This window comes from Pinibacter soli, from assembly GCF_029961145.1.
GTDB lineage: Bacteria > Bacteroidota > Bacteroidia > Chitinophagales > Chitinophagaceae > Pinibacter > Pinibacter soli.
Window position 1 is genome coordinate 1,887,934 of record NZ_JASBRG010000007.1, and the last position, 25,592, is coordinate 1,913,525.

Here is a 25,592-nt window from a genome sequence, read left to right on the forward strand (position 1 = left end):
ATGAAAGCTTACTTCATTTCCGGGCTGGGCGCCGATAAACGAGCGTTTAAGTACATTAAAGTTCCTGATAAATATCAAGCCGTTCACATTGATTGGATCCAGCCCGTCAAGCAGGAAAATATCCAGGCATATACGAAAAGACTTTCCAGCGCAATTGATGATTCTGAGCCATTTATATTGATCGGGCTTTCTTTTGGCGGCATCATTGCGTGCGAGCTGGCGAAAATTACTCGTCCGCAAAAAGTGATCATCATTTCCAGCGTTACTACTCACACAGAGATTCCTTACGTTTATAGACTAGCCGGTAAATACAATCTTGATAAATATCTGCCCTACAATTACATGCTTAAAGCAACCCCTGCCCTCTTCTGGCTCTTTGGGCCGTTAACGAACGAAGCGAGGGTGCTGCTGGGAAATATCATCCGGGAAACCGACCATCGCTTTTTCACATGGGCCATCAGCCAGATCGTCCGCTGGAAAAATGATACAAAACCCGAAAACCTCTTACAATTACACGGAAAAAAAGACAAGATCTTCTGGAACTCCCACGCCCACTGCTACATCGATGGTGGCGGACATTTTATGGTGTACACGCATGGAGAGATTATTAATAGTTTGCTTACCGAACTGCAATAATTTGAAAATTTGAAAATGTGCTAATTTGAAAATTCTTTGTGTGCAGCATTCTCTTGCAACACATACTACAAGATAGTGCCAAACGGGGATGCCATACCTGAACCCAATCTTCAAATTTTCAAATCTTCAAATTTTCAAATTACCTACCTTCGTTCTATGAATCTCGAATACAAAAGTTTACTACCGGAAGGTTTTGCGGCATCATCAAGAGTGTGGGTGTACCAGGCTAGCCGTTTGTTTTCAATAAATGAAGCGTTGCAAATAGAAGGTATGCTGGAAGATTTCGTAAGTGGCTGGAACACACACGGAACACCCGTGAAAGGTTTTGGCGCATTGTTTTTCGGTCAGTTTATCATTTTGATGGCAGATGAAACTGCGGCCGGCGTAAGCGGGTGCAGCACAGATAGTTCCGTTCGTGTGATAAAACAAATTGAGCAAACCTACCAGGTAAATATGTTCGACAGGCAAATGCTGGCATTTGTGGTGAAGGATAAAATTCAAATGTTGCCACTTGCGCACTTGAACCACGCTATTGAAAATAATTTTGTAACGCCAGGCACATTGTATTTCAACAATATGGTGCTAAACAAAGAAGAGCTGGAAAACAAATGGATCATTCCGGTAAAAGATAGCTGGCTTGCGAAGAAGATCGCTAAAACAGCATAGAGCAATTTGAAAATGCGCTGATTTGATAATTTGAAAATTGGGTTCAGGTGTAACATCCTCGGTTGGCACGGTCGTTTCGTATGCACAGCTCGTGCACGTCATACATAGTGAATTTTCAAATCAGCACATTTTCAAATTTTCAAACTAATCTATTATTTCTGTATTAAATACCACTCTTTACTCTTGACATAGCCTTTCTAAGTCTTTACTTTTACCTCGCCGTCCGCCCCAATCCAACTATTCCCATCTAGCTTACATCAAAGATTTCACAAAGATTTTCACCCATTGAAGATCAGCAATAACATTCAGGTTATCAACCCCTTTTTTGCACCTAAACCTCTTTTTATGAAACTTACTGCACACCTGTTTGCAAGGTATTCCTGTTGCAACTACATATTGTCAACCATTATCAGTAACGGCCCCTTGATGTCAGGGACCAATTTTCTTCTTTAATGATTCTGAGAGAAAGAGTCTGTTATTTAAAGACAGACATCAAAACATTTGTCCGTACTCAATAAAACTGTTTTCACAACGGAGCATCTATCTATTAATACAAACCTAAAAACGAATTTATGAAAGTGCGAATTTCAACTATTGCTTTAACACTGATTGTCATCTACAGCATGGGCTGTAAAAAAGTGTATGACTACATTGACAAAAACCCGACCGCAACCTGTGATGCGTGTAAGATCACACAATTTACTACTTACTACAGTTCCTTTAAAACGGTACGCGATGTTAGCTATGATAAAAAGGGAAACATCATCAGCATAGTTGCGCAAACCTGGAATGTTCCCAACTATGACTATTACTTCCGTTACGATAACAAAAACAGAATAGCAGAACGGATATCAGTGTACAGCGGCTCTCTTGGCGGCGCTATATCATGGGAATCTTACAGATATTTCAAGGACAAGATCGTTGATACCTTTTATCAATATTCAGGAAACTATCACGACCCTGCGCCTCCGGTAAATGATTATGTCAATAAGGCTTACATGGTATTTCAGCAAGACGCTTTGGGAAGAATCACCAAGGGCACATGGATACTGGAGCCAGAAAATCCAAATCAATCCACCATTTACAAATATGACCTCTATTCAAACCTTTTGCACGACCCTGTATCACTTTATGACAATAAAATCAATCCATACCGCACCAACAACATGTGGCAAATAACGATGAGAGATTTCAGCGCCAATAACGCTATCGACAATCCGGCGATAGCTGAACAGTACTATCCGGAAATTGTCAGCTACAACTCCTACGGACTTCCTACTAAATATAGAGCAAATCGTTACACTGGCAATTTCCAGACAACGTTTGGCTTTTTCTACGATTCGCTGGAAGTGAAGTACGATTGCGATTTGTCCAAAATAAATTATTAGGATCCGTGCGCTACACGACTTTTTCATTAACCACTAAACTTAAAATGTATGAAAGTTAAAACCCACATCGCCGCGACATTTGCCATTGTGCTATTTATATTAAGCAGCTGTAAAAAAGTATATGACTATGTAGAACACCATCCCACAGCTACCTCCGACGCATGCAAGATCACACAGTTTACAGTTTCTGAAGATGGATTAACTGTTATTTTCGATGTTACATACGACAAAAAAGGAAACATGATTAGTGTTGTGGCCAGAGAAGGTTATCGTGTTTACATGAACTTCGATCAGTACTACAGGTACGACAAACACAATCAACTAACGGACCAGATCATTGCCTATCATGGGTATTCCGTTCCAATTACCTGGCACTCTTATCAATATGCCCACAACAAGATCATCGATTCTGTCTATCAAAATAGCGGCAATCTGTCTGACACTAAGCCTCCGGTCAATGCGCCTGCAAGTGCCAAAGCTTATTACAACATCACAACGGATAACTTTGGAAGAATCGTAAGTTTCACCGCGAGCAACAACTACAGTGGCTCCTTCCAATATAACGACCAAGAAAATCTCATCCGCACTTTCCCGGCTACATACGACGATAAAATAAATCCTTACAGAACGAATCCAGTGTGGCAGCAGGTTTTCTGGGACTACAGCGCTAACAATCCAATTCTACACCTGGCGCCTCCCGATTACTCCCTTGCAAAAATTGTGAGCTACAATTCCTACGGCTTGCCGACAAAATACGTGGCCTATGATGGGTTCCGCTATAATGGAGGCAGGTTCGGCTTTGGATTTGATACGCTGGAGATAAAGTACGACTGCGACATCTCGAAAGTTGGATATTAGGGTTAGAAATTAATACCTGAATAACTGAACTTGAACGTGCTGTTCAAATCAGTTGTTCAGGTACTCAGTTATTACACTACCTCAAAAATACAACGTAAACACAGTACCCTCGCCCTCTCTCGACTGCACTTGAATGTTGCCTTTGTGTAGCAACATGATTTGTTTGCACAGGCTCAAACCTATGCCACTACCCGTTTTCTTTGTACTGAAGAAAGGAATGAAAATCTTATCGGCCACTTCGGGAGACATGCCGGACCCGTTGTCGGCAATCTTTAAAACTGGCCTGTTGTTGGGTTGAATATAACCGGATAAAATGATCGATGGATGGGAAATTTCTTTTACCGCGTCAATGGCATTCACCAATAAATTAATAAGCAATTGTTCTATCAAACTCGTATCAACATCTATCATTAGTGAAGGATCCTTCAACACAATATTCAATTCAATATTCTTATGCAAAAGTGTCGGCTGCATTAAGGTGTGCAGATTTTCGAAAAGATCGCGGATATAAACCTTCTGCAAATTGGGAGTGGTTATCTTATTGAAGTTGCGATAAGCTTCGGCAAACTTCAGCAAACCTTCACTGCGTTTTTTTATTGTTTCGACGCCCAGCGTAAAGTCTTCTGGTACTATGTTGCCATTTTCTTTTCCATAAACCTCCAAACGATTTTTCAAAGTTTCTGCTAAAGAAGAAATTGGCGCAATAGAGTTCATGATCTCGTGCGTCATCACACTTAGTAGCCGCTGCCATGCCTTGCTTTCCGTTTCATCCAAAGCTTCACTCACGTTTTGAAAAGCGATAAGTTTGAATATCTTTCCATCGGTTTGAAATAACGTTGCAGACAATAATATCTTTAACGAGCTTTGCTCCTTGTTGATCGTTACCACTTCATGCTCATTGGTGTTTAGCCTGATCAAGTGCATGTACAGATTCTCATCACGTTTCTCCAACGAATGAACCGTCTTTAAATAAGGAATGCCAAACATTTTCTTGAATGACTCATTGATCCAGCCAATTTCACCTGTATTCAATTCGTAGGACAAAATTCCGGTATCAACCAGCTCTAATATTTTCTGCAAATATTGATACTGCGTTTCCCTCTCCTTTGTAATGATCTTAAAAGTTGAATTGATCTCGTTGAACCCTTTACGCAAAATCTGAAACTCAGACGGAGCGTGCTTTTCATCAAAGTACCTCGAAAAGTCGCGATACCGTACAGACTCAACAAATTGCGAAACCTCTGTTTCTGCTTTTTTATGAAAACGATAAAAACTCCAGACCAGGTAGATAATAACTGGCAAACAAACAACTGCAAACAAATATTGCTGGTTGTTTACAAAGTAAGCTTCTGCGCAAAGCACAATAAAAAGAAGGAGCACCTGCAAAAGGATTCCCCATTTGTAACGTCTAAATGTCATATTTACTTAATCGGCGGTATAATGCGGTTCTTGTAAGGCCAAGCTCTTTGGATGCTTTTGTAATGTTGCCATTGTGCTTTTCTATCACACGAAGAATGGTATTCTTTTCAACCTCACTCAATAAATTTTCATCCTTCTCATCATGCTGCACACTTGCATTTTCGATTGGTGAAAACAACAGATCTTTATCCTGCAGCAATGCATCCTCAGCCATGATCAATGCACGTTCTATTGTGTATTGCAGCTCACGTACGTTGCCTGGATAATGGTAATTGATCAGTTTGTCGATCGCTTTTTCCGAAAACTCCATCTTTGGTTTCAGATATTTATTGGCGTACATGTTCATGAAATGCTCGGCCAGCATTGGAATATCTTCTCTTCTTTTACGGAGAGGAGGCACCGTAATTTCAACTGTGTTAATGCGATAGATAAGATCTTTTCTGAAACGCTGCTCGTTGCTAAGCTCCTGCATGGAAACGTTGGTAGCGCAGATCAGGCGAATATCTATTGGCGAAGGCTGGTTAGTTCCAAGTTTTGTAACCTGCCTGTTTTGCAATACTGTCAACAGTTTTGCTTGCTGTTGCAATGATATATTTCCAATTTCATCTAAAAAAAGCGAACCGGTATTAGCAGCTTCAAACCTTCCCTGCCTATCCTCACGTGCATCAGTAAACGCACCTTTTTTGTGGCCAAACAATTCACTCTCAAAAAGCGATTCTGTCAAGGCACCAACATCTACTTTTACAAAAGGCTTATCTGCGCGAAGTGAACGCTGATGCACCGCTTTTGCTATCAAATCCTTACCCGTACCGTTTTCGCCAAGAATCAAAATATTGGCATCTGTTGGAGCGATCTTTTCGATCTTATAAAAGATGTCCTGCATCAGCTCTGACTTGCCAAGCAGCTCCTTCCCTATCACAGAAGCCGTTTTGTCTTTATCTCCATTGTTCCCGTTGCCGCCCAAACTCTTTTTCAATGCATCTCTAATCGCATTGACCAATCTTTCATTGTGCCATGGCTTCACTACAAAATCTGTTGCTCCTTCTTTCAAACAACGCACTGCCAGATCAATGTCACCGTAAGCAGTAATCATAATAACTGCACCCGTAAATTTCATTTCACGAATTTTCTTCAACCAGAAAATTCCTTCATTGCCTGTATTAATAGAACTATTAAAGTTCATATCAAGCAGGATAACATCAAATGAATTTGAAGTCATCAATGACCGTATGTTTTCGGGATTCTTTTCTGTAATGATGCTCTTAGCCTCTGTCTTCAACAAGAGCCTCACAGCGGTAAGCACGTCAGTATCATCATCAATCACTAGTACGTTGGCGTTTTTCAGTAACATGGGAAACAAAGCAGATTAAAGTAGTAGAGTATTTGTCTCTTCAAATGTAAGATTTGAATTTGGGATTTGAAATTTGAGGTTTGAAAATAACTGAGTAACTGAAGTTTGTGTGTAACATACACCCCTGTTCCAACGTTTCTATTATCCAATAATTCAATGATTCAACCTTTCAGTTATTCAGTCATTCAGTTATTCAGCTGTCCTGTATTTCAAAAGCGTACGGAAAATGTATCATTATCGAACAGTGCTTCCTAAAAATGAATTATAATTAATTGAAAAAAAGCAACTTACGATTTGGCACAGGTTTCCGTGAAATTGGTGTACACAAAATTCGACAAGAAAATTTTCAGCCATGAACCTTGTCACTAAAAACAGTTTGCCTGCAATCACGATCATCGTCATGATCATAGCATTCATTCCAATTTTCGTGGTTGCTGGCAACTGTTCTAACAGATGTGCTGACGGCGTACAAAAGGTACAAGCGCAGCAAACAGAACAAGATGATATAGTGATCGGAAAGTTTCACGAATTGATTTTGCTTTACTTATAAAACGACAAAACGGTGGATAGACTAATAGAAAAAAAGAAGTGGACCTCGAAAAAAATATTAACGATCGGATCAATTACAGGCATAGTACTATTGGTGGGCGCCAGCGTTTATTATACGTCAGGCAATTCGAAGTTGAATGTAGATTCGGAACGCATAACTATTAGTGAAGTAAAGAAAGGACCGTTCCAGGAATCAATTCCGGTGAATGGCGTTGTACTTCCCATCACTACAATTTATCTTGATGCCGCCGAGGGCGGACGTGTAGAGGAAAAGTATGTGGAGGATGGAGCAGTGATGAAGAAAGGACAGCCAATTCTACGTCTTTCAAATACAGATCTTGCCTTGAGCCTCGTGAACCAGGAAACACAAGTGTATAACCTGTTGACACAAATGCAAATTGCACAGAACGCTGCTCAGCAAAACACTGTAACTAAGCTCAATCAAATGACCGACGTTGACAATTCATTGAAAGAAGCTGAACGTGTGTATAAACTAAACAAACATTTATACGAACAAAAAGCGATCGGCGCGCAGGAGTTTCGTCAGTCCGAAAACGCTTACAACTATCAGTTGCAAAAAAAGAAACTCTCTGAAGAAATTTTAAAACAGGATTCTATTTCCACCAGGCAAGGTGTTACGCAAGCGAAACAACTGTACAATGGTTCGCAAAATGCACTTGACCTAACGAGAAAAAAAGTAGGCGATCTTGTGGTGCGTGCGCCGGTTGACGGACAACTAACTTCTCTTGATGTAGAAATTGGTCAAAATAAAAACAAAGGTGAAAGGCTTGGACAAATAGATGTATTGAGTGGCTACAAAGTTCGTGTAGATGTTGATGAACACTACATTTCAAGGATCTTTACAGGATTACGGGGAACTTTTACTTTTGCCAATAAATCATACACACTTCAGATTAAAAAGATATTTACACAAGTAACAAACGGGCGTTTCCAGGTGGACATGGAATTTGTAGGTGAAGTACCGCAAGGTATCCGTCGCGGACAAACTTTACAAATATTATTGGCACTTAGTGATGAACGTCAGGCGTTGCTTGTGCCACGAGGTGGCTTCTATCAGCAAACAGGAGGAAGCTGGATATTTAAAGTAAGTGATGATGGTAAAACCGCCTACAGAGTAAACAACATTCAGCTGGGCAGCCAAAACACAGACTATTACGAAGTGTTGCAGGGCCTGAACCCCGGCGATAAAGTGATTACTTCCAGCTATGAGAATTATGGTACGATGCAGGAGCTGGTGTTGAAGAAGAATTAAGAATTAATAATTAACAGTGCATCAGTCACCAAATTTTCGAACATAGTGAACGATTGCAAAAGAATTACATGTCGCTCCTATTGATTTTTAATTATTAATTATTAATTCGAAGTATCTAACAACTATCAAACTCACAACTATCAAATATGATCAAGATCACCAACCTTGAAAAAATTTACCGGACCGAAGAAGTCGAAACGATTGCGCTTAACAAGCTAACAATTGATGTGAAAGAAGGAGAATTTGTTGCCATCATGGGCCCGTCGGGTTGTGGCAAATCGACACTGTTAAACATACTGGGATTGCTGGATGACCCGGATGGTGGCAGCTTTATTTTCAATGGTGTTGAAGTAGCACATTTTAATGAAAGAAAGAGAGCCGATATGCGCAAACACAATATTGGTTTTGTGTTCCAAAGCTTTAACCTTATTGATGAATTGACAGTTTTTGAAAACGTTGAACTCCCTCTCATATATACCGGTGTTAAACCTGCAGATCGCAAGAAACGCGTAGAACAGGTACTTGACAAGATGCAGATCATGCACCGCCGCAACCACTACCCGCAGCAGCTTTCAGGAGGTCAGCAACAACGCGTGGCTGTTGCAAGAGCAGTGGTGAACAATCCTAAACTGATTCTTGCCGATGAACCTACGGGTAACCTCGATTCATCAAACGGCAATGAAGTAATGGAACTTTTAACCGACCTCAACGAACAAGGCACTACCATCATAATGGTTACCCACAGCGAACACGATGCACGCTTCAGTCATCGCATCATTCGCATGCTGGATGGTACGACTGTTACGGAGAATATTTTGATTTAATTACACCCTAGTTAATTAGGAATTAAGAATTCTGTGTGCGCAACATTCCTAATTAGCTATTGTCATGAATTTCTAGTAAAAGAAAAGATTTCATCTCTCTTTTAATGCCGTACCTACCAATGTAGCTGATCAACATTGAACAATTCTTAATTCCTAATTCTTAATTCTTAATTACTCTGCGGTGTTAAAAAACTACTTCAAAATAGCCTGGCGCAATCTCACCAGGAACAGAGCATTCACCATCATTAATGTTCTCGGTCTTACACTTGGTGTTGCATGTTGTATACTGATCTATACACTGATCATGCACCATTTAAGTTTTGATAATTTTCATAATAATAAGGATAGAATTTATCGTGTGGTCAGCGAGTACCATGATGGTGACGAATCAGGATATAATCAAGGTTTGACCTCTCCCGTTGGTAAAGCCATTCGCAACACAACCACCTTTGCTGAACAGGTAGCAAGAGTGATCAGTTTTGACAATGAGTTGATTTCACTACCCAAAGAAAAAGAAGTAAAAAAGTTCCAGGAACCCAGAGGTATCGCATTTGCAGAGCCATCATTCTTTTCGATTCTTAATTACCCTTTGGTGATGGGTAACCAGAACACAATATTAAGCAGCCCTAACGCTGCGGTCATCACTCAAAAACTGGCAAAGAAATATTTTGGCTCTGAAGAAGCTGCGATGAATAAAACCATCCGCATTGAGAACAAAACAGACTTCATTATCACAGGCATTTTAAAGGATCTTCCAAACAACACGGACAGGCATCAGGAGATTTATGTTTCCTATGCCAACCTGAAAGACTATAGCGAGTGGATGGCTGATGATGCAAATTCATGGCAGGGCACATATAGTGAGTGCCATTGTTTTGTGTTATTAAAGAAAGGTATAACGCCCGCTGTAGCAAATGCAGCATTGGCAGGAATAGTTGCAAACCATTACAACGGGCGTGAAGCCAAAGCAAGAAAATTTACAGTGCAGCCATTGGCAGACATTCACTTCGACACAAAGTACGATGCCAATACTGATAAAAAATACTTGTGGGCATTGGCACTCATTGCTGTATTTCTGATCACAACGGCTTGCGTTAACTTCATCAATCTTGCGACTGCGCAGGCACTAAACCGCGCAAAGGAAATAGGCATCAGAAAAGTGTTGGGCAGCATGCGTTCACAACTTTTCTGGCAGTTCATTGTAGAAACGCTTATCATCACTTTGTTTGCTTTTTGCCTTGCGTACTGGATCGCGAAAACGACAGTTCCTTATCTAAACAATCTGCTTCATGTAGAAATGGAACTAACTTTTTTCAACAACTACAAACTGTTGTTGTTTTTACCGTTGCTGTTGCTGATCGTTGTTTTCCTGTCCGGCTCCTATCCCGGCCTTGTTCTGGCAAGATTCCAGCCAGCGCTTGCATTGAAGAGCAAACTTTCACAAAAACATATCGGAGGCTTTTCTTTGCGCCGCATTCTGGTGATCACACAGTTTGCCATTTCACAAATGCTGATCATCGGAGCCATTGTGATAGCAAGCCAAATGCACTACTCACAAAACGCTGATATGGGATTTACAAAAGACGCGATAGTTGTTGTTCCTGTGCCAGACACCACTAAGATCAAAATGAGCAATATGCGCGACAGGCTCTCATCGTTGGCGGGTGTAGAAAAAATCAGTTATTGCTTTCAACCTCCTGCCGCTGATCGCAACAACTCATCCGCCGCATTCTTCAATAATAATCCTGAACCTGAACATTGGTCTGCCAATCAAAAAAATGCAGACGAAAATTATTTAAGCACATTCGGTTTGAAATTGATTGCGGGCAGAAACTTTATGCCCTCAGACACTACAAGAGAATATGTAGTAAACGAAACATTCGTGAAGAATTTAGGTCTGCAACCGAAAGACATCATTGGAAAAAACATTAGCGTGAACGGACCGAACCACAAGTTCCCTGTTGTTGGCGTAGTGAAAGATTTTTACAACCACTCTTTTCATAACAAGATCGAGCCGCTTGTTATTTATCCGGACTATGGCCGATACATTGCAAGTGCTATTAAAATCAATATGAACAATATTAAAACGATATTGCCCGCTATTGAAAAAATATGGAACGAAGAATATCCCGATTATGTTTACAGCCATGAATTTGTTGACGACAAGGTAAACAGTTTCTACGAAACAGATGTAATGATGCTGCGCCTCATACAAATATTTACAGGCATTGCTGTATTCATTGGTTGCCTTGGACTGTACGGCCTGGTATCTTTTATGGCTGTTAGAAAAACCAAAGAGATTGGCGTAAGAAAAGTATTGGGTGCAAGCGTTCCAAACATTCTCTGGATCTTCGGAAAAGAGTTCTCAAAATTATTGTTAATCGCTTTTGTAATCGCTGCACCAATCGGCTGGTGGGCAATGCATAAATATCTTGATGACTTTGTATATCGAATAAATATTGGTGCCGGCATTTTTATACTCTCCATACTGGCAACACTTATCATCGCTGCCATTACTGTAGGATATCGTTCAGCAAGAGCAGCGCTGGCCAATCCGGCGACGAGCTTGAGAACCGAATAATACGACTACGAATTAGGAATTAAGAATGCTTAATCAGCGACTATGCGCTACTAATGTTGAACACAAGAAGTCTGTAAAAAATAAGAAATGCTGCACACAAAGCATTCTTAATTCTTAATTCCTAATTCTTAATTGAAAACCTAACAACTACCAACAATCAACTAACAACCACACCATGATAAAAAACTATCTCAAAATCGCTTTCCGCAACTTATGGCGGCATCGCGTTTTTTCATTTATAAATATACTGGGATTAACAGTGGGCATGACTGCGTGCTTTCTTATTTTCCTGTATGTAAAATTTGAGTTGAGCTATGACAAATTCAATTCAAAGGCTGCAAATATTTATCGACTAAATACGGATATCAAAACACCAAGTGAAACGATCAACACGAGCGTTACTGCGTGGCCGTTTGCACCAAACATTAAACGTGAGTTTCCTGAAGTGGAGACATTTACAAGAGTTAACAACGGAAGTTTCCTGGTAAGAAAAGGAGATGCAAAATTTCAGGAAGACAACACACTCTTTGCAGATTCAACTTTCTTCGACGTCTTCGATATTAAAATGCTCAAGGGAGATCCCAAGACCGCATTGAAAGACATGTTCAGCGTTGTGTTTACAGAAGACGCTGCGAAAAAATATTTCGGCAACGAAAATCCGATTGGCAAGCAAGTGCTTCTAACGGGTGACGGAATTCCTGCAACGGTTACCGGCATTATTCAAAACATTCCCGAAAACTCTATTCTTAAAGGCGACATGCTGGTATCGATGACCACATTTACACAACGCCTGAACAAAAATATCGACCAGCAATGGGGCAACTTTGGTGCTACATCATTTTTGCTGCTGAAACCCGGCGCTGATCCCCGTGCGATGGAAAAGAAATTCCCGGACTTTATTGAGCGCAACAATGGCAAGGAAAGAAAAGAGAGCCAGATGTTTTACACCTTTACGCTCCAACCTTTAAAAGACATTTACTTATACTCCACAAGAGATGGTAATAAGTCAGGCAATATGAACAACGTTTATATTTTCTCGATCATTGCTGTATTCATTCTATTAATTGCCTGCATCAACTTCATTAATTTAACAACAGCACGTTCATCCGAAAGAGCGAAAGAAGTAGGCATCAGAAAAGTGGTGGGTGCCGCAAAATCACAAGTAGCAAGGCAATTCATCGGAGAGTCTGTAATACTTTGCATCATTGCATTCATGCTTACGGTATTGTTATCAGTATTGTTGTTGCCTCTTTTTAATAAACTTGCGGGGAAAGTTGTGAGCCATGGCATCTTCACGAACTGGCAATATCTTTTACTATTGTTTAGCGCAGCTATTAGTATTGGTGTATTGGCCGGAGCATATCCTGCATTAATATTATCATCATTCAAACCTGTCGTTGTTTTGAAAGGAAGATTTGCAACCGGCACAAAAGGCATTTTATTACGCAAGGGTTTGGTAGTAGCTCAGTTCTCTATTTCGGTGGTGCTTATTATTGCAACACTTGTGGTGTATTTGCAAATGAATTACATGCGCAAACGTGATCTCGGCTTTTCAAAAGATCAAATGGTGGTAGTGAGTACGCAGGGCGATCCTGCTAGATTTGCTCTGCAAAATGCAGTAGGTGGTTTGCCCAATGTAAAGTCAACTGCTTTGTCATCAAGCGTTCCGGGAAGTGGAAATCCGGGGGCATATTCTGAAATAGAAAACAAAAAAGGCGACCTGCAGATTGCCAATCTCGACCTTTACTTTGTTGATTGGAATTACATTCCGCAATACAAAATTAAAATGGTGGCTGGACGATCTTTCTCTAAAGAGTTTGGCACCGATACCACCCAGGCGATGGTCGTAAATGAATCGGTTACGAAATTACTGGGCTACTCAAACCCGCAGGAAGCAGTGGGCAGAAAATTCAAACAATGGGGGCGCGAAGGAAAGATCATCGGCGTAATGCAGGATTTCCATTTCCGCTCATTGCAGCAACCAATCAAACCACTCACGATGCGTATTGAACCAGATGGCTGTGATCTGCTGTCAGTAAACATCACAGGGGGCAACGTTCCTGCTACATTGGCAAGCATTGAGAAGAAGTGGAAAGAAATGATTCCCAATCGTCCGTTCAGCTATTTCTTCATGGATGAATTTTTCGACAGGCAATATCGCGGGGAAGAGCGATTTGGCAATCTTTTCCTGAACTTTGCGATTCTTGCGATCTTCATTTCCTGCCTCGGCCTTTTGGGGCTTGCATCTTACAGCACAATGCAGCGCACCAAAGAAATTGGTGTGAGAAAAGTTTTGGGCGCATCTGTTGCAAACATCACCACTTTACTTTCAAGCGACTTTATCAAACTTGTTTTGATATCCATTCTTATTGCATCGCCTCTCGCTTACATTGGCATGCACAAATGGCTGGAAGGTTTTGCTTATCGAACATCCGTAAGCTGGTGGGTATTTTTACTGGCAGCAATAACCGCGATATTCATTGCGTTGTTTACGGTTAGCTTTCAGGCGATCAAAGCTGCGGTGGCGAATCCGGTTAAAAGTTTGAGAACAGAGTAGATGCTCAATTAAGAATAGTGATGTTAATTGAAAATTGAAAATGCATTGGATTGAAGTTTGTTTAAAAACGTTAATCATTCATTGTTCAATAAAGAACAAATGCTGAAGTGTGCGACGCAACGATGTCGATAGTAGTAATACAGCTCAGTTCAAAATAAAAGATAAACCAACAGCGTATAACTTAATAAAAACCATTTTCAACTTTCAATTTTCAATTAAAGAAAATCGTACATCAATTGTATCAAAAACGAACAGCACTTAATACGACCACTTCACAACAATCTGTCTTTCAAGCACAAACGCTTTTGGCGGCATATTTGGTTGAACTGGCATGGAGCTGGTTAATTGAAAATTGAAAGTTGAAAATTGAAAATGCTTTAGCGGTCTGGCAAAGTAAAAATATCGCGTTTCTTTTTGTCAAATCTTACTTTCAATTTCTAATTATCGACTCATTTTCAATTTTCAACTTTCAATTTTCAATTAAAGAAATGATTACACTTCGACATATTTCCAAGTGGTACAACGTTGGCGGAATAAGAGCCTTCGTTCTAAAGGATATCGATTTGCAGATCAATGCGGGTGAGTTCGTTTCAATTATGGGGCCATCGGGTTCGGGTAAATCAACGCTGCTCAATGTTATTGGCATGCTGGACGAACCATCTGAAGGAGATTACATTTTTATGGACCAACCGATGAATGCACTGAAAGAAAAACAGCGCTCAGCATTGTACAAGAGGCATATTGGCTTCGTGTTTCAGGCATACCACCTGATTGACGAGCTTACTATTTATGAAAACATCGAGACACCGCTTATTTACCAGGACATAAAAAACTCCGAAAGAAAAGCGCGGGTATCGGATATACTTGATCGCTTTAATATAGTTGGCAAGAAGGACCTTTTCCCTACACAATTATCAGGGGGTCAGCAGCAACTTGTGGGTATTGCAAGAGCCCTGATCAGCAATCCACAATTGATTTTGGCAGATGAACCTACTGGCAACCTGAACTCTAAACAAGGTGAAGAAATCATGAAGTTGTTCACAGAACTTAATAAAGAAGGCGTCACCATCATACAGGTTACACACTCAGAAAAAAATGCCGCATATGGAAGCAGGATCATCAATCTGCTGGATGGGAGGATAGAAGTTCAACCGGCAAGTGTACACTAGCAAAATTCATATTTCAAAAGAGCAAAGAGCAATGCGATACAAAAAAATTATTTGCGGACTGGCTTTGGTAATCGGATCGTTTACAACACACGCACAGGTTATGACATTGCAGCAATGCATTGAAACCGCAATTAAGAACAACATAGAGGTTCAACAGTCTGAACTGGATGTACAAACTGCAGATGTTTATCATCAACAGGCAAAAATGAATTTGCTGCCTTCTATTTCAGGATACGTTGGGCATAGCAACAACAAAGGCCGCAGCATTGATCCGGGTACAAACAGTTACATCGATCAACAATTCACTTCTGCAAATTACAGTTTGAATGGTAATTTGATTTTGTTCAATGGCTTGTCATTGTTGAATTCTGTTAAGCAAAACAATTTGTTGTTTGATGCGAGCAAAAAAGACTTGCAACAAAAGAAAGACAACACGGCGCTAAATGTTGTAACCTCCTACCTGCAGGTGCTCGCAAATGAAGACTTGTATGTGATCGCACAAAACCAGGCATCGCTTACTAAGAGCCAGGTTGATCGATTGGAAATATTAAACAACGATGGCGCCATCGCTCCTTCTCTACTTACTGATTTGAAGGGACAACTCGCAAACGATGAGCTTACAATTGTAAATGCTAAAACTTCCGTAGAAACTGCCAAGCTTAATTTGTGCCAGTTGATGAACCTTCCTTACAATTCGAAACTCGAACTTGAACGCAGCGGCACAGAAACAGTTCCTGCGAAATACGATTACACCGCGCAACAAGTTTATGAAACAGCCGAAAACAATTTACCAATGGTGAAAGCCGCGAACCTGCGTACACAGAGTTATAACAAAGCAGTTAAAGTGGCACAAGGATATTTGTATCCGCAGCTGTCCCTGAGTGGTGTGTATGCAACAAACTTCTCAAGCATTTTTTATAAACCGATTGCGGGCAAGGTTGTAGATGTGTCTACCCCGAACTATGTTTTCGTTAATGGCAACAAATCAAATGTCTATTCACCGCAACAGCAGTACGAAGATTATCAATATTTTGATCAGCTTAAAAACAATTACGGCAGTACGTTTACATTGGGTTTGAACATCCCCATTTTCAACAATCTTTCTGTTCGCAACAAAGTGAAGATTGCAAAGATCCAGGAAAAGAATGCAGGCTTACAAGAACAAAATACACTTTTGCTTTTGCGCCAGGCCGTTGACCAGGCGCACCTGAACATGACTTCCGCTTACGATCGTTACGGCATTTCTACCAAACAGGTAGCTGCGTTTAAAGAATCATTCGGAGCAGCTGAAGTACGTTTTAATGCTGGCGTCGGCACATCTGTTGATTACCTCACAGCAAAAAATAACATTGACAGAGCAAATATTAATTTGACCACTGCGAAGTACGAATATATTTTCAGAACGAAGGTGTTGGATTATTATCAGGGCAAACAGTTGTATTAGGTTATCAATCGCGGACAACTGATGGTCAGGTTCCTGTGCTTCAAGAAAGTCTAAGTTTTTTTATGGGCCGGACAATTGTACTACTATTATGCAACTGTTGCGTCGCACCCTTCAGCAGTATATCTACATTGAAATGCAGCCGTCCGTAGTAGAGACGCGTTGAACGCGTCTCCGTATCACCCGAAACATGATACATTAAAAACGAAATCCCCACATTTTGGGTTACACGTTGCAGGTGTTACTGAGACGCATTCAAGGCGTCTCTACAGGGATTCATGAACTGGGATCGGCAATTTGCGCGACGCATCCTAATACCGCTTTACGCCATCCACGTCTTTTTCGCTTTTTTTCCATAATTTGACCGCCAAATTAAACATACTGCATGTCCAATTCTTTGTTCCGTAAGAAATCGATAGCTAAAATAGTTAAGGATGCCGAACAAGGTTTTGGCGATGGCCACGACGCCAGCGGTTTGCAAAAGATTCTCACTGTAAGGGATTTAACGTTTATGGGCATCGCCGCTGTGGTAGGCGCGGGTATCTTTTCTACCATCGGAACGGCAGCATTTAATGGCGGCCCGGGCATTTCTCTCCTATTTATTATTACAGCTGTCACCTGCGGATTTTCGGCGCTTTGCTATGCAGAGTTTGCGAGTCGCGTACCGATCGCGGGAAGTGCTTATACATATGCCTACGTGTCATTCGGCGAACTGATCGCGTGGATCATTGGTTGGGCCCTGATCCTGGAATATGCCATAGGAAATATCGTAGTGGCCATTTCATGGAGTGGTTATTTTAATAATCTTTTGATGGGTTTAGGCATTCATCTGCCCGGTTGGCTATTGAACGATCCTTCTACAGCTTTTAAAAATTTCACCAACGCAACTGCAGAACTCGCTTCCGGTAAAACTTTGACAGATGATGCACGACAAATGTTTCAAAGTTACATTAGCTCATGGAATAACGCCCCTATTGTTGGGGGCAAACATTTCTTCATCAATTTGCCTGCGTTCATTATTGTTGTATTGATTACAACCCTTGCCTACATTGGCATTAAGGAAAGCAAGAAGACCACTAACTTCATGGTGATCTTTAAAATACTTGTGATCATTTTTGTGATCATTCTTGGTTTCTTTTACGTGAAACCTGCTAACTGGCATCCTTTCCTGCCGAACGGATTTGGCGGCGTACTGGCAGGCGTATCGGCAGTGTTCTACGCCTATATTGGTTTTGACGCCATTTCAACAACCGCAGAAGAATGCCGCAACCCGCAACGCGATCTTCCACGCGGCATGATCTATTCTCTTGTTATCTGTACAGTTTTATATATTCTCATCGCTTTGGTACTTACCGGCATGGTAAATTATTCGGAACTAAAAGTACCTGATCCTTTGGCTTACGTTTTTCATAAGATCGATCAAAAGTGGATCAGCTACATTATCTCAATCAGTGCAGTAGTGGCTACAACCAGCGTTATGCTGGTGTTCCAGGTGGGTCAACCGCGCATTTGGATGAGCATGAGCCGCGATGGTTTGCTGCCAAAAAGATTTTCAGAAGTTCATAAAAAATATAAAACGCCTTCTTACGCAACAATCATTACAGGTATTGTGGTAGGCGTACCAACGCTGTTCATGCCTATGGATATGATGACCGATCTTACCAGCATCGGTACTTTGTTTGCATTTGTGTTGGTATCCGCCGGTGTTTTGTTATTACCAAAAAATGAAAACAGACATGGGGGCTTCCGTTTGCCTTATATCAATGGACGCTTCATCGTTCCTGTATTGTTTATCATTTTCATTTATCTCATGAAAGACAGGATCATTACTTCTGCGCAAAATCTTGGTAAGGATAATTTGCAGGAAGTGTTGTTCCTTGTTTATATGCTGATAGGCACAATCCTTTCCGTATTAACATTTATCCGTTCCTATTCAATGATCCCGATCCTGGGCGTGTTATCATGCGCCTATTTACTTATCGAAATCCCAGCCATTTCATGGGTTTGGTTCTTCATCTGGATGGCTGTCGGGCTGGTGATTTATTTCTTTTATGGATATAGGAAAAGCCGCCTTGCCGCTTCGCAGCAGGGCAATTTGAAAATTTGAAAATATGGTAATTTGAAAATGCCTAGCTAGCTCAACATTCATAATTGAAAGGAGACATTCACAAAAGAATGGCTCCTTTTTTTATGCGGAACGTCGCACAGAAAGAATTTTCAATTACCATATTTTCAAATTTTCAATTCAAGCATCAGTTTTATCTTTGCTCCCATGCAGACACTACAGAAACGTGACCAGTCCGTCATCTGGCATCCTTTTTCTCCGCTTAAGAATATGCCTGAGCCTATACCTATTGTAAAGGGTGAAGGTGTGTATATCATTGACGAGTCGGGCAATAAATATATTGATGGCATTAGCAGCTGGTGGGTAAATATTCATGGGCATGCACATCCTTATATTGCTGAAAAAATTTACAAGCAGGCGCTGCAGCTGGAGCATGTGATCTTTGCGGGCTTCACACATTATCCCGCAGTTGAACTGGCAGAAAGATTATTGCCGATTTTACCCGGCAAATTTTCTAAAATATTTTATTCAGACAATGGTTCTACCGCCACGGAAGTTGCTATTAAAATGGCGATTCAATATTGGTGGAACCAAAGCGACAATGAAGCGACGCAAAGAAAGAAAATACTAGCATTTGAGCACTCCTATCACGGCGATACATTCGGCGCCATGAGTGTGAGCGAACGCGGTATTTTCACTAAAGCATTTCATAATTATTTGTTTGACGTTGTTTTTATCGATACGCCAACTACAGATAACATTGACCAACTGACGTCCTTCATTGAAGCCAACGGTCATGAAATTGCAGGTTTCATTTACGAGCCATTGATACAAGGCTCCGGTGGCATGCGCATGTACGATCCTGCACTGATGAACATATTGCTGGAAACGGTTCAACAACATAATATCATTTGCATCGCCGATGAAGTAATGACAGGCTTTGGACGCACGGGAAAAATTTTCGCAAGTGAGCACATGCAGGTAAAGCCTGATATCGTTTGCATGTCCAAAGGCTTGACGGGAGGCACTATGGCACTTGGCATTACAGCGTGCAACGACAAAATAGTGGAGGCTTTTACTACTGACGACAGATTGAAAACTTTCTTTCACGGTCACTCTTTTACTGCCAATCCTTTGGCATGTTCTGCAGCATTAGCGAGCCTTGATCTTTTGCAAAGAGAAGAATGTCTTGCTGCTATAAAAAACATTTGCGAGCAGCATTCAAACTTTATGAGAGTACTTGAACAAAAGCATAGCCCAGTCGTAAAAAACATTCGTCAAACAGGCACTATCATAGCATTTGAAATCAGCATTGGCAAGGATGAATATCTGAATACCGTAAACAAGGACTTCAGTAGACTGATGATGCAACAAGGCGTTTACCTAAGGCCCCTTGGAAATACCGTTTATATCATGTCACCATATTGCATTACTACGGAAGAGCTGCAGAAAGTGTATAGTGCGTTGTTAGGTTGGATTTCATTAATTGAGAGCTGACGGCGCAATTTGAAAATTTGAAAATATGCTAATTTGAAAATGAAAGGTGCCGCATCCAGTGTTAGATGAGGCACCTTTCATTTTCAAATTTTCAAATTACTATATTTTCAAATTGATTAACTTTTCACCGGAATTGCCACTTGCGTTTTATCCCATGTGATCAAAATATCACTTCCTTCCACTTTTATAGTCAGCTGCTCAACAGAGCTGTCGATCTTTTTAGATGGCACTTTAACTTGTAGCACATCTTTGTCTTTGTTCTTGGCGTAATCGTAAGCACCCCACTGTTTCAACTGGCCGTTCAAAATGATTGTCCATTCTCCTTCTGTAGGAATGGTGAACAATGTATAAGTGCCGGCTTTAACAGGTTTTCCGCCAAAAGTTGCGTCTTTTTTGAAGGTGATTTGAGTTGCTTCATCCGCACCGGTTCTCCATACTTCGCCGTATTTCACAAGACTGCCAAAAATCTCTCTGTTCTTTTTATAAGGTCTGCCATAAGTAATCTCAATGTTCTTTGCACTAACTGTGTCATGAGGACTGGCTCTTTGTTTTTGCTGAGCAAATACCGGAAGCACAAAAGCTGAAGCAAGGAATAAGAATAACAGGTGTTTCATTTTATAAATTTTATGTAAGCCAAAGTACGATCAATTCACAAATTATGCCAGAGAATGATTGATGAATTATTAATGAAGAAGGATGAATGGTTTAAGAGATAGAACGCAGATTTTCATGATTGTCACGATTTATTATGATTTTGTATTCTCTATTCGCCGATAAGAATTCCAAATGCTGAAGTGTGCGACGCAACAGTAGCTGAAACCAGTTCTAACCTTGCATTCCAACAAAAAAATCAGTGCAAGTCGTGACAATCATGAAAATCTGGGTTCTTTCTCTATTTTCTCAAACCTTGTTCTTTCAATTTCGCCAGGCTTTTTTCCATCACCGGGCCTAATTGCTGGTCGTATACCATGCTGGCTAGTTTTTCCCACGGGTACCATTTCACCTTAAAATCAAAGAACCATTGAACCGTTGTAATATTGTCATGGGCAACCAAATAATAACCGGAAGTAAATACTGTATTTTTCTGGTGCCATTCGGCTTTAATCGTACTATCTGAAACGGACGTGATATTGATATTCACTTGATCAGAAGTTAACGATGTTGGTGAAGGATATTGCCTGTTAGTGAACGTATCAACATACAAGTTCCATTTTTCCCAGTTACGGATGTCGGAAAGATATTTATACACCGAGTCATAAGGAGCATCAATATCCGTTGCTCTTGAGACTTTTACCGAAGAGGGCATGAAGGAGGAAATGATAAATACTAATCCGAAAAGCACCACGGAACTGATGATGGCCAGTTTTAAAATTTTCATGCTGCAAAAGTAAGGTTTAGGGCTGAAGGTCTTGGGCTAATAATCCAAATGAAAGGCGCATGGATGAAGCCGTTCGCCAAATGTCAAAATCCTAACAAATCATCAAAATCATGATAATCTGCGTTCCATTCTCTACTCCCATTTAAACGTTTTCACGGCAGCCGCATAAACCACTACTCCCCAGATACCAAGAATGCCGATTTGTTGCCAGCAGTCTGTTAGATGAGCGCCTTCGAACGCTATTTTACGCATGGCGTCATTGAAATGTGTTAATGGCAAGATGCGACAAAGGGGTTGCAACCACGCTGGAAAAGCGTCTATAGAAAAGAAAGTTCCTGCCAGTAAAAATTGCGGCAAGGTAATAATATTAGAGAGTAAAGGGATAATGCTCTCGTTTGGAGCAAGACCACTTACGATAAAACCAAATCCCATAAATACAAGTAATGCAAGAAAACTTAGGATCAAAATCTCAACGAATGTTAACAGACCATGAACCAGTGTGAAGCCAAAAGCGTAGTGACCCAGCGCTACAATTACCACTGCGGTGATCAATTGAAAAATTACTCTCGCCAGGCCCTCACCCAATATGATCGAAGTGCGATTTATTGGCGTTGCAAAAAAACGCTTGAGTACCAATTGCTGGCGCATATTATAGAATAAAAATGCTACTCCAAACACACCTGCACTTAACAACGAGAAACCCAACTGACCGGGCAAAATAAAGTCGATAGGTTTGTATTCACGTACGGTTTCAATTTCAGGAACAATATGCGCTACAGATTGCCTTTCGGAGAATTTTATCTTATCGATCTTGGAAATGACATTTTCCAGTAGGGGCAAAAACGCCGAGAACTTATCTGCACTCGCCGTAGTTGATTTGAATTTCGCCAGATATTCAACATTGCTGTTTGGCTCGTTTACTTTTTCTATGGAGAGAATCCCGGTAATCCTTCCTTTCTCAAGGTCTGAGCGAATCTCCTGATCGGTTTTGCCTGTTATGAATTTTATGTTGGGGTAGTGCTTTATGGAATCAAGCAGAACATTATTGGTATCACTGTTTTTATCCAATACTATCTTAAATGATGGCCCTGAACTATTGCCTATGAAACCAAATACCAAAATGAAAATGAGTGGAAAAAAAATGCTGAAAACAACGGAGGTCGGACTTCTTAATATTGCCTTTAAACTCGCTCTTGTAATCGCCAGCATTGCCCTGCCCTGGCTATATGATTGCTGCATTCTGTATGGTTAAATTCGTGCAAAGCTAGGCATTTTGAAAAATCAGAACGCAGATTTTCATGATTGTCATGATTAAACAAGATTTTATTTTTTTTGCCCTTGGAACCCAAGTCGTAGTAACCGTTATGATAAAAACTGATATTTTCTGATAAATCAGAAATATTAATCATAAAAAATCATGACAATCATGATAATCATGATAATCTGCGTTCCTGTATCATTTTCAAATTATTCTACGATCATTTCAAAAGGCAGTTTCGCCTGTGCCATGCCCATCATAGCTTTTATACCTTTCAGGCTGTTGTAGGCACGGTATCCTTCTTCACCTACTTCCTCCTTAATCATGTCTTCTTTTACAGTGTTGGCTTTTGTAACTTTTTGGAACCCACTTAATAGTTTGTCGAGGAAGCTCACAGGCTCAGGATACTCTTTCACCCGGTATTCTTTTAGTTTCGCCATTCTTGCAGCACAATCAACCGCATCCTGAATATTGCCAAGTCTGTCAACAAGACCAAGCTCTTTACCTTTTGAGCCTGTCCACACACGGCCCTGCGCAATGCTGTCGGTATATGCAAATGACAAGCCTCTTCCATCAGAGACACGTGTAAGGAAAGTAAAATAAATGCTGTCGACATCGTTCTGAATGAATCTTCTTTCAATATCTGATAGAGGCTGTGAAATGCTTGGGACCGATGCGTGCTCTGCAGTTTTTACGCCGTCGAAAGTTACGCCGAGTTTGTTTTTGAAAAATCCTGAGAGATTAGGCATCATACTGAACACACCAATAGAACCCGTGATGGTATTGGGTTCTGCAAAAATGCTATCTGCATCGCATGAAAGGTAATAACCGCCAGAAGCTGCATAATCGCCAAAGCTTAGTATCACTGGCTTTACTTTTCTCACCAGCGAAATTTCACGCCAGATATTTTCACTCGCCAATGCGCTTCCCCCGCCAGAGTTGATGCGAAAAACCACAGCTTTTACCGAATTATCATAACGAACTTTGCGTAGGTACATACGAAATTTTTCGCCGCCAATTTGGCCTTCGCCTCCTTTCCCATCCACAATATCGCCTTGTGCATATATCAAAGCAATTCTGTCGGAACCGCTGCCATCTTTGAAATTCACGGCTGCTTCGTATTTGCCGATAGGCACAAAATTGATTTTATTTTCCTGCTTTACGCCAAGCTTTTCTTTTAATTCAGCCTTTACTTCGTCGTCATATTTTCCTGCATCAAGCAATTTATATTTTACCGCATCATTGGTAGATTGAATAGCCAGATCATTGGCGAGTTTATGCAGCGACGCTGTATCAACGCTTCTTTGCTCTGCAGTGTTTAGCAGGAAACGCTCATAAAGATCATTCAATAGTTCCTGTGATTGCAGGCGGTTGGCATCTGTCATTTTATCAGCTCTGAAAGGCTCTGTGGCACTTTTAAATTTGCCTGCGTAAAATATCTGCGGATCGATTTCCAGTTTGTCCAGTGCATTTTTAAAGAACATATACTGAATGGAAAAACCCTTCCACTCCAATCCTCCTTTAGGATTGCAATAAATTTTATCCGCTATATTGCCCACGTAGTAAGCTTTCTGGCTCATCATGTCGCCGTAAGCATAAATAAATTTCTTCGTTTTCTTAAACTCGAGCAATGCGTTTCTAACTTCTTCGCATGTCGCAAATCCGTTGGGATTGTCGTTACATTTCAGGTAAATGCCTTTTATGGAGGAGTCGGTTTCTGCATACTTGATCAGGCGGACCATGTCGTACAAACCGGGCGCATCATATTGCTCTTCGGAAGAAAGATCTGCGATTGGATTCTCCTGTTTTTGTTCACGGATGGGTTTGCTGAGATCGATGAATAAAACTGCCTTTTCGCCAACCTGAACATCTTTTTTTGCAGTAACGCTGCCTACTACTCCGGCCAAAATAAAAACTCCTACAACTGCAAAAACGATCAGGGCAAGCAGTGAAGCAAGAAAAAATTTCAAAAATTGTCTCATTAATACTCAGGTGTTTGTGTGAAACTATTCAAAAATAAAGATATTTGAAGCGATCAATATTTTCAATACATGAATAAGGCATATTTGCTGATAGGCGGCAATGTCGGAAACCGGTTGCAAAATCTCGCCAGAGCGGCTAAAATCATCGCAGAAAACTGCGGAAAAATCACTCGTTTTTCTTCGGTTTATGAAACGTCGGCCTGGGGTATCGAGGATCAGCCGGCTTTTTTGAACCAGGCGCTGGAACTGGAGACTTCCCTTGGTGCATCCGAACTGATGAGCCGTCTGCTGTGGTGCGAGGAAGAAATGGGGAGAAAACGGATGGAAAAATATGGTCCGCGAATTATTGATATGGATATTCTTCTGTTCAACAACGAGATACATGCTTCATCACACATAACCGTTCCACATCCGGCACTGCCCGCAAGGCGCTTTGCCCTGGTGCCGCTCAACGAAATAGCTTCTTCGTATATGCATCCGGTTTTGCACAAAACCATTCAGCAATTATTGGAAGAATGCCCGGACAAACTAGATGTGAATAAATATGGATAACATCTCGGAGACTGAAATATATATTTGCGGCTTCGAGGAATTGGCACACAGATGACTCGGATTGGACGGATTTACACTGATTTTTTTATTAAAAACCATCCATAAGTCTACACACTCCGTAAACTCAAACTATAACTGTTTTACGCCT

Annotated in this window: 20 protein-coding genes; 14 read left to right on the forward strand and 6 right to left on the reverse strand. The window is 40.8% G+C overall.

Features of this window, described 5'->3' with window-relative positions; translation table 11 throughout:
• The 4 genes from QJ048_RS18040 (at position 1) to QJ048_RS18055 (ending at position 3,548) form a co-directional block, all read left to right on the forward strand.
• On the forward strand, positions 1 to 636 hold the full coding sequence (locus QJ048_RS18040) for an alpha/beta fold hydrolase (protein ID WP_282335805.1): 636 nt from the start codon (positions 1 to 3) through the stop codon (positions 634 to 636).
• A gap of 156 nt (positions 637 to 792) precedes the next feature.
• Positions 793 to 1,302, forward strand: a complete 510-nt coding sequence (locus tag QJ048_RS18045; RefSeq protein WP_282335806.1) for a hypothetical protein — start codon at positions 793 to 795, stop codon at positions 1,300 to 1,302.
• A gap of 572 nt (positions 1,303 to 1,874) precedes the next feature.
• Positions 1,875 to 2,690 (forward strand): hypothetical protein, encoded by an 816-nt coding sequence (locus tag QJ048_RS18050; RefSeq protein WP_282335807.1) that lies wholly within the window; start codon positions 1,875 to 1,877, stop codon positions 2,688 to 2,690.
• 48 nt (positions 2,691 to 2,738) lie between these two features.
• The gene (locus QJ048_RS18055) at positions 2,739 to 3,548 is read left to right on the forward strand and encodes a hypothetical protein (protein ID WP_282335808.1); all 810 of its coding nucleotides are present in this window, start codon (positions 2,739 to 2,741) and stop codon (positions 3,546 to 3,548) included.
• An 81-nt stretch (positions 3,549 to 3,629) separates the two neighbouring features.
• Here QJ048_RS18055 and QJ048_RS18060 read toward each other — a convergent pair whose 3' ends face one another.
• Positions 3,630 to 4,967: a sensor histidine kinase gene (locus tag QJ048_RS18060; protein ID WP_282335809.1), complete on the reverse strand. Its 1,338-nt coding sequence runs from the start codon at positions 4,965 to 4,967 to the stop codon at positions 3,630 to 3,632.
• Positions 4,957 to 6,318, reverse strand: coding sequence for a sigma-54-dependent transcriptional regulator (locus QJ048_RS18065; RefSeq protein ID WP_282335810.1), 1,362 nt, complete (start codon positions 6,316 to 6,318; stop codon positions 4,957 to 4,959). The genes QJ048_RS18060 and QJ048_RS18065 overlap by 11 nt, the downstream gene beginning before the upstream one ends.
• 352 nt (positions 6,319 to 6,670) lie before the next feature.
• Between QJ048_RS18065 and QJ048_RS18070 the strand changes: the two genes are divergently transcribed.
• The 9 genes from QJ048_RS18070 to bioA all read left to right on the forward strand — a co-directional run bounded on the left by QJ048_RS18070 (position 6,671) and on the right by bioA (position 20,274).
• Positions 6,671 to 6,868, forward strand: coding sequence for a hypothetical protein (locus QJ048_RS18070; protein ID WP_282335811.1), 198 nt, complete (start codon positions 6,671 to 6,673; stop codon positions 6,866 to 6,868).
• 12 nt (positions 6,869 to 6,880) lie between these two features.
• Positions 6,881 to 8,140: an efflux RND transporter periplasmic adaptor subunit gene (locus tag QJ048_RS18075; RefSeq protein ID WP_282335812.1), complete on the forward strand. Its 1,260-nt coding sequence runs from the start codon at positions 6,881 to 6,883 to the stop codon at positions 8,138 to 8,140.
• A gap of 146 nt (positions 8,141 to 8,286) precedes the next feature.
• Complete coding sequence (locus tag QJ048_RS18080; protein ID WP_282335813.1) at positions 8,287 to 8,964, forward strand: ABC transporter ATP-binding protein; 678 nt, start codon at positions 8,287 to 8,289, stop codon at positions 8,962 to 8,964.
• Positions 8,965 to 9,145: 181 nt separating this feature from the next.
• Complete coding sequence (locus QJ048_RS18085; protein WP_282335814.1) at positions 9,146 to 11,545, forward strand: ABC transporter permease; 2,400 nt, start codon at positions 9,146 to 9,148, stop codon at positions 11,543 to 11,545.
• Between the two features lie 175 nt (positions 11,546 to 11,720).
• On the forward strand, positions 11,721 to 14,102 hold the full coding sequence (locus QJ048_RS18090; RefSeq protein WP_282335815.1) for an ABC transporter permease: 2,382 nt from the start codon (positions 11,721 to 11,723) through the stop codon (positions 14,100 to 14,102).
• A gap of 488 nt (positions 14,103 to 14,590) precedes the next feature.
• Positions 14,591 to 15,271, forward strand: coding sequence for an ABC transporter ATP-binding protein (locus QJ048_RS18095; protein WP_282335816.1), 681 nt, complete (start codon positions 14,591 to 14,593; stop codon positions 15,269 to 15,271).
• A 31-nt stretch (positions 15,272 to 15,302) separates the two neighbouring features.
• Positions 15,303 to 16,715, forward strand: a complete 1,413-nt coding sequence (locus tag QJ048_RS18100) for a TolC family protein (protein WP_282335817.1) — start codon at positions 15,303 to 15,305, stop codon at positions 16,713 to 16,715.
• Between the two features lie 382 nt (positions 16,716 to 17,097).
• The gene (locus QJ048_RS18105) at positions 17,098 to 18,819 is read left to right on the forward strand and encodes an amino acid permease (protein WP_282335818.1); all 1,722 of its coding nucleotides are present in this window, start codon (positions 17,098 to 17,100) and stop codon (positions 18,817 to 18,819) included.
• A gap of 165 nt (positions 18,820 to 18,984) precedes the next feature.
• Complete coding sequence (bioA, locus tag QJ048_RS18110) at positions 18,985 to 20,274, forward strand: adenosylmethionine--8-amino-7-oxononanoate transaminase (protein WP_282335819.1); 1,290 nt, start codon at positions 18,985 to 18,987, stop codon at positions 20,272 to 20,274.
• Positions 20,275 to 20,390: 116 nt separating this feature from the next.
• Here bioA and QJ048_RS18115 read toward each other — a convergent pair whose 3' ends face one another.
• The 4 genes from QJ048_RS18115 to sppA form a co-directional block, all read right to left on the reverse strand.
• On the reverse strand, positions 20,391 to 20,888 hold the full coding sequence (locus QJ048_RS18115; protein WP_282335820.1) for a DUF2911 domain-containing protein: 498 nt from the start codon (positions 20,886 to 20,888) through the stop codon (positions 20,391 to 20,393).
• A 278-nt stretch (positions 20,889 to 21,166) separates the two neighbouring features.
• Positions 21,167 to 21,652, reverse strand: a complete 486-nt coding sequence (locus QJ048_RS18120; protein ID WP_282335821.1) for an SRPBCC family protein — start codon at positions 21,650 to 21,652, stop codon at positions 21,167 to 21,169.
• Between the two features lie 132 nt (positions 21,653 to 21,784).
• Positions 21,785 to 22,891: an ABC transporter permease gene (locus QJ048_RS18125; protein WP_282335822.1), complete on the reverse strand. Its 1,107-nt coding sequence runs from the start codon at positions 22,889 to 22,891 to the stop codon at positions 21,785 to 21,787.
• Between the two features lie 228 nt (positions 22,892 to 23,119).
• Positions 23,120 to 24,892 (reverse strand): signal peptide peptidase SppA, encoded by a 1,773-nt coding sequence (sppA, locus tag QJ048_RS18130; protein WP_282335823.1) that lies wholly within the window; start codon positions 24,890 to 24,892, stop codon positions 23,120 to 23,122.
• Between the two features lie 69 nt (positions 24,893 to 24,961).
• On the opposite strand from sppA, the gene folK reads away from it, so the two are divergent.
• Positions 24,962 to 25,444, forward strand: a complete 483-nt coding sequence (gene folK / locus QJ048_RS18135; RefSeq protein ID WP_282335824.1) for a 2-amino-4-hydroxy-6-hydroxymethyldihydropteridine diphosphokinase — start codon at positions 24,962 to 24,964, stop codon at positions 25,442 to 25,444.
• The last annotated feature ends 148 nt before the right edge of the window (positions 25,445 to 25,592 follow it).

Bases quoted from the DNA above. Each gene is read 5' to 3' on its own strand.
- QJ048_RS18040 (WP_282335805.1), top strand. From the start codon at position 1: ATGAAAGCTTACTTCATTTCCGGGCTGGGCGCCGATAAACGAGCGTTT.
- QJ048_RS18045 (WP_282335806.1), top strand. From the start codon at position 793: ATGAATCTCGAATACAAAAGTTTACTACCGGAAGGTTTTGCGGCATCA.
- QJ048_RS18050 (WP_282335807.1), top strand. From the start codon at position 1,875: ATGAAAGTGCGAATTTCAACTATTGCTTTAACACTGATTGTCATCTAC.
- QJ048_RS18055 (WP_282335808.1), top strand. From the start codon at position 2,739: ATGAAAGTTAAAACCCACATCGCCGCGACATTTGCCATTGTGCTATTT.
- QJ048_RS18060 (WP_282335809.1), bottom strand. From the start codon at position 4,967: ATGACATTTAGACGTTACAAATGGGGAATCCTTTTGCAGGTGCTCCTT.
- QJ048_RS18065 (WP_282335810.1), bottom strand. From the start codon at position 6,318: ATGTTACTGAAAAACGCCAACGTACTAGTGATTGATGATGATACTGAC.
- QJ048_RS18070 (WP_282335811.1), top strand. From the start codon at position 6,671: ATGAACCTTGTCACTAAAAACAGTTTGCCTGCAATCACGATCATCGTC.
- QJ048_RS18080 (WP_282335813.1), top strand. From the start codon at position 8,287: ATGATCAAGATCACCAACCTTGAAAAAATTTACCGGACCGAAGAAGTC.
- QJ048_RS18090 (WP_282335815.1), top strand. From the start codon at position 11,721: ATGATAAAAAACTATCTCAAAATCGCTTTCCGCAACTTATGGCGGCAT.
- QJ048_RS18095 (WP_282335816.1), top strand. From the start codon at position 14,591: ATGATTACACTTCGACATATTTCCAAGTGGTACAACGTTGGCGGAATA.
- QJ048_RS18100 (WP_282335817.1), top strand. From the start codon at position 15,303: ATGCGATACAAAAAAATTATTTGCGGACTGGCTTTGGTAATCGGATCG.
- QJ048_RS18105 (WP_282335818.1), top strand. From the start codon at position 17,098: ATGTCCAATTCTTTGTTCCGTAAGAAATCGATAGCTAAAATAGTTAAG.
- bioA (WP_282335819.1), top strand. From the start codon at position 18,985: ATGCAGACACTACAGAAACGTGACCAGTCCGTCATCTGGCATCCTTTT.
- QJ048_RS18115 (WP_282335820.1), bottom strand. From the start codon at position 20,888: ATGAAACACCTGTTATTCTTATTCCTTGCTTCAGCTTTTGTGCTTCCG.
- QJ048_RS18120 (WP_282335821.1), bottom strand. From the start codon at position 21,652: ATGAAAATTTTAAAACTGGCCATCATCAGTTCCGTGGTGCTTTTCGGA.
- QJ048_RS18125 (WP_282335822.1), bottom strand. From the start codon at position 22,891: ATGCAGCAATCATATAGCCAGGGCAGGGCAATGCTGGCGATTACAAGA.
- sppA (WP_282335823.1), bottom strand. From the start codon at position 24,892: ATGAGACAATTTTTGAAATTTTTTCTTGCTTCACTGCTTGCCCTGATC.
- folK (WP_282335824.1), top strand. From the start codon at position 24,962: ATGAATAAGGCATATTTGCTGATAGGCGGCAATGTCGGAAACCGGTTG.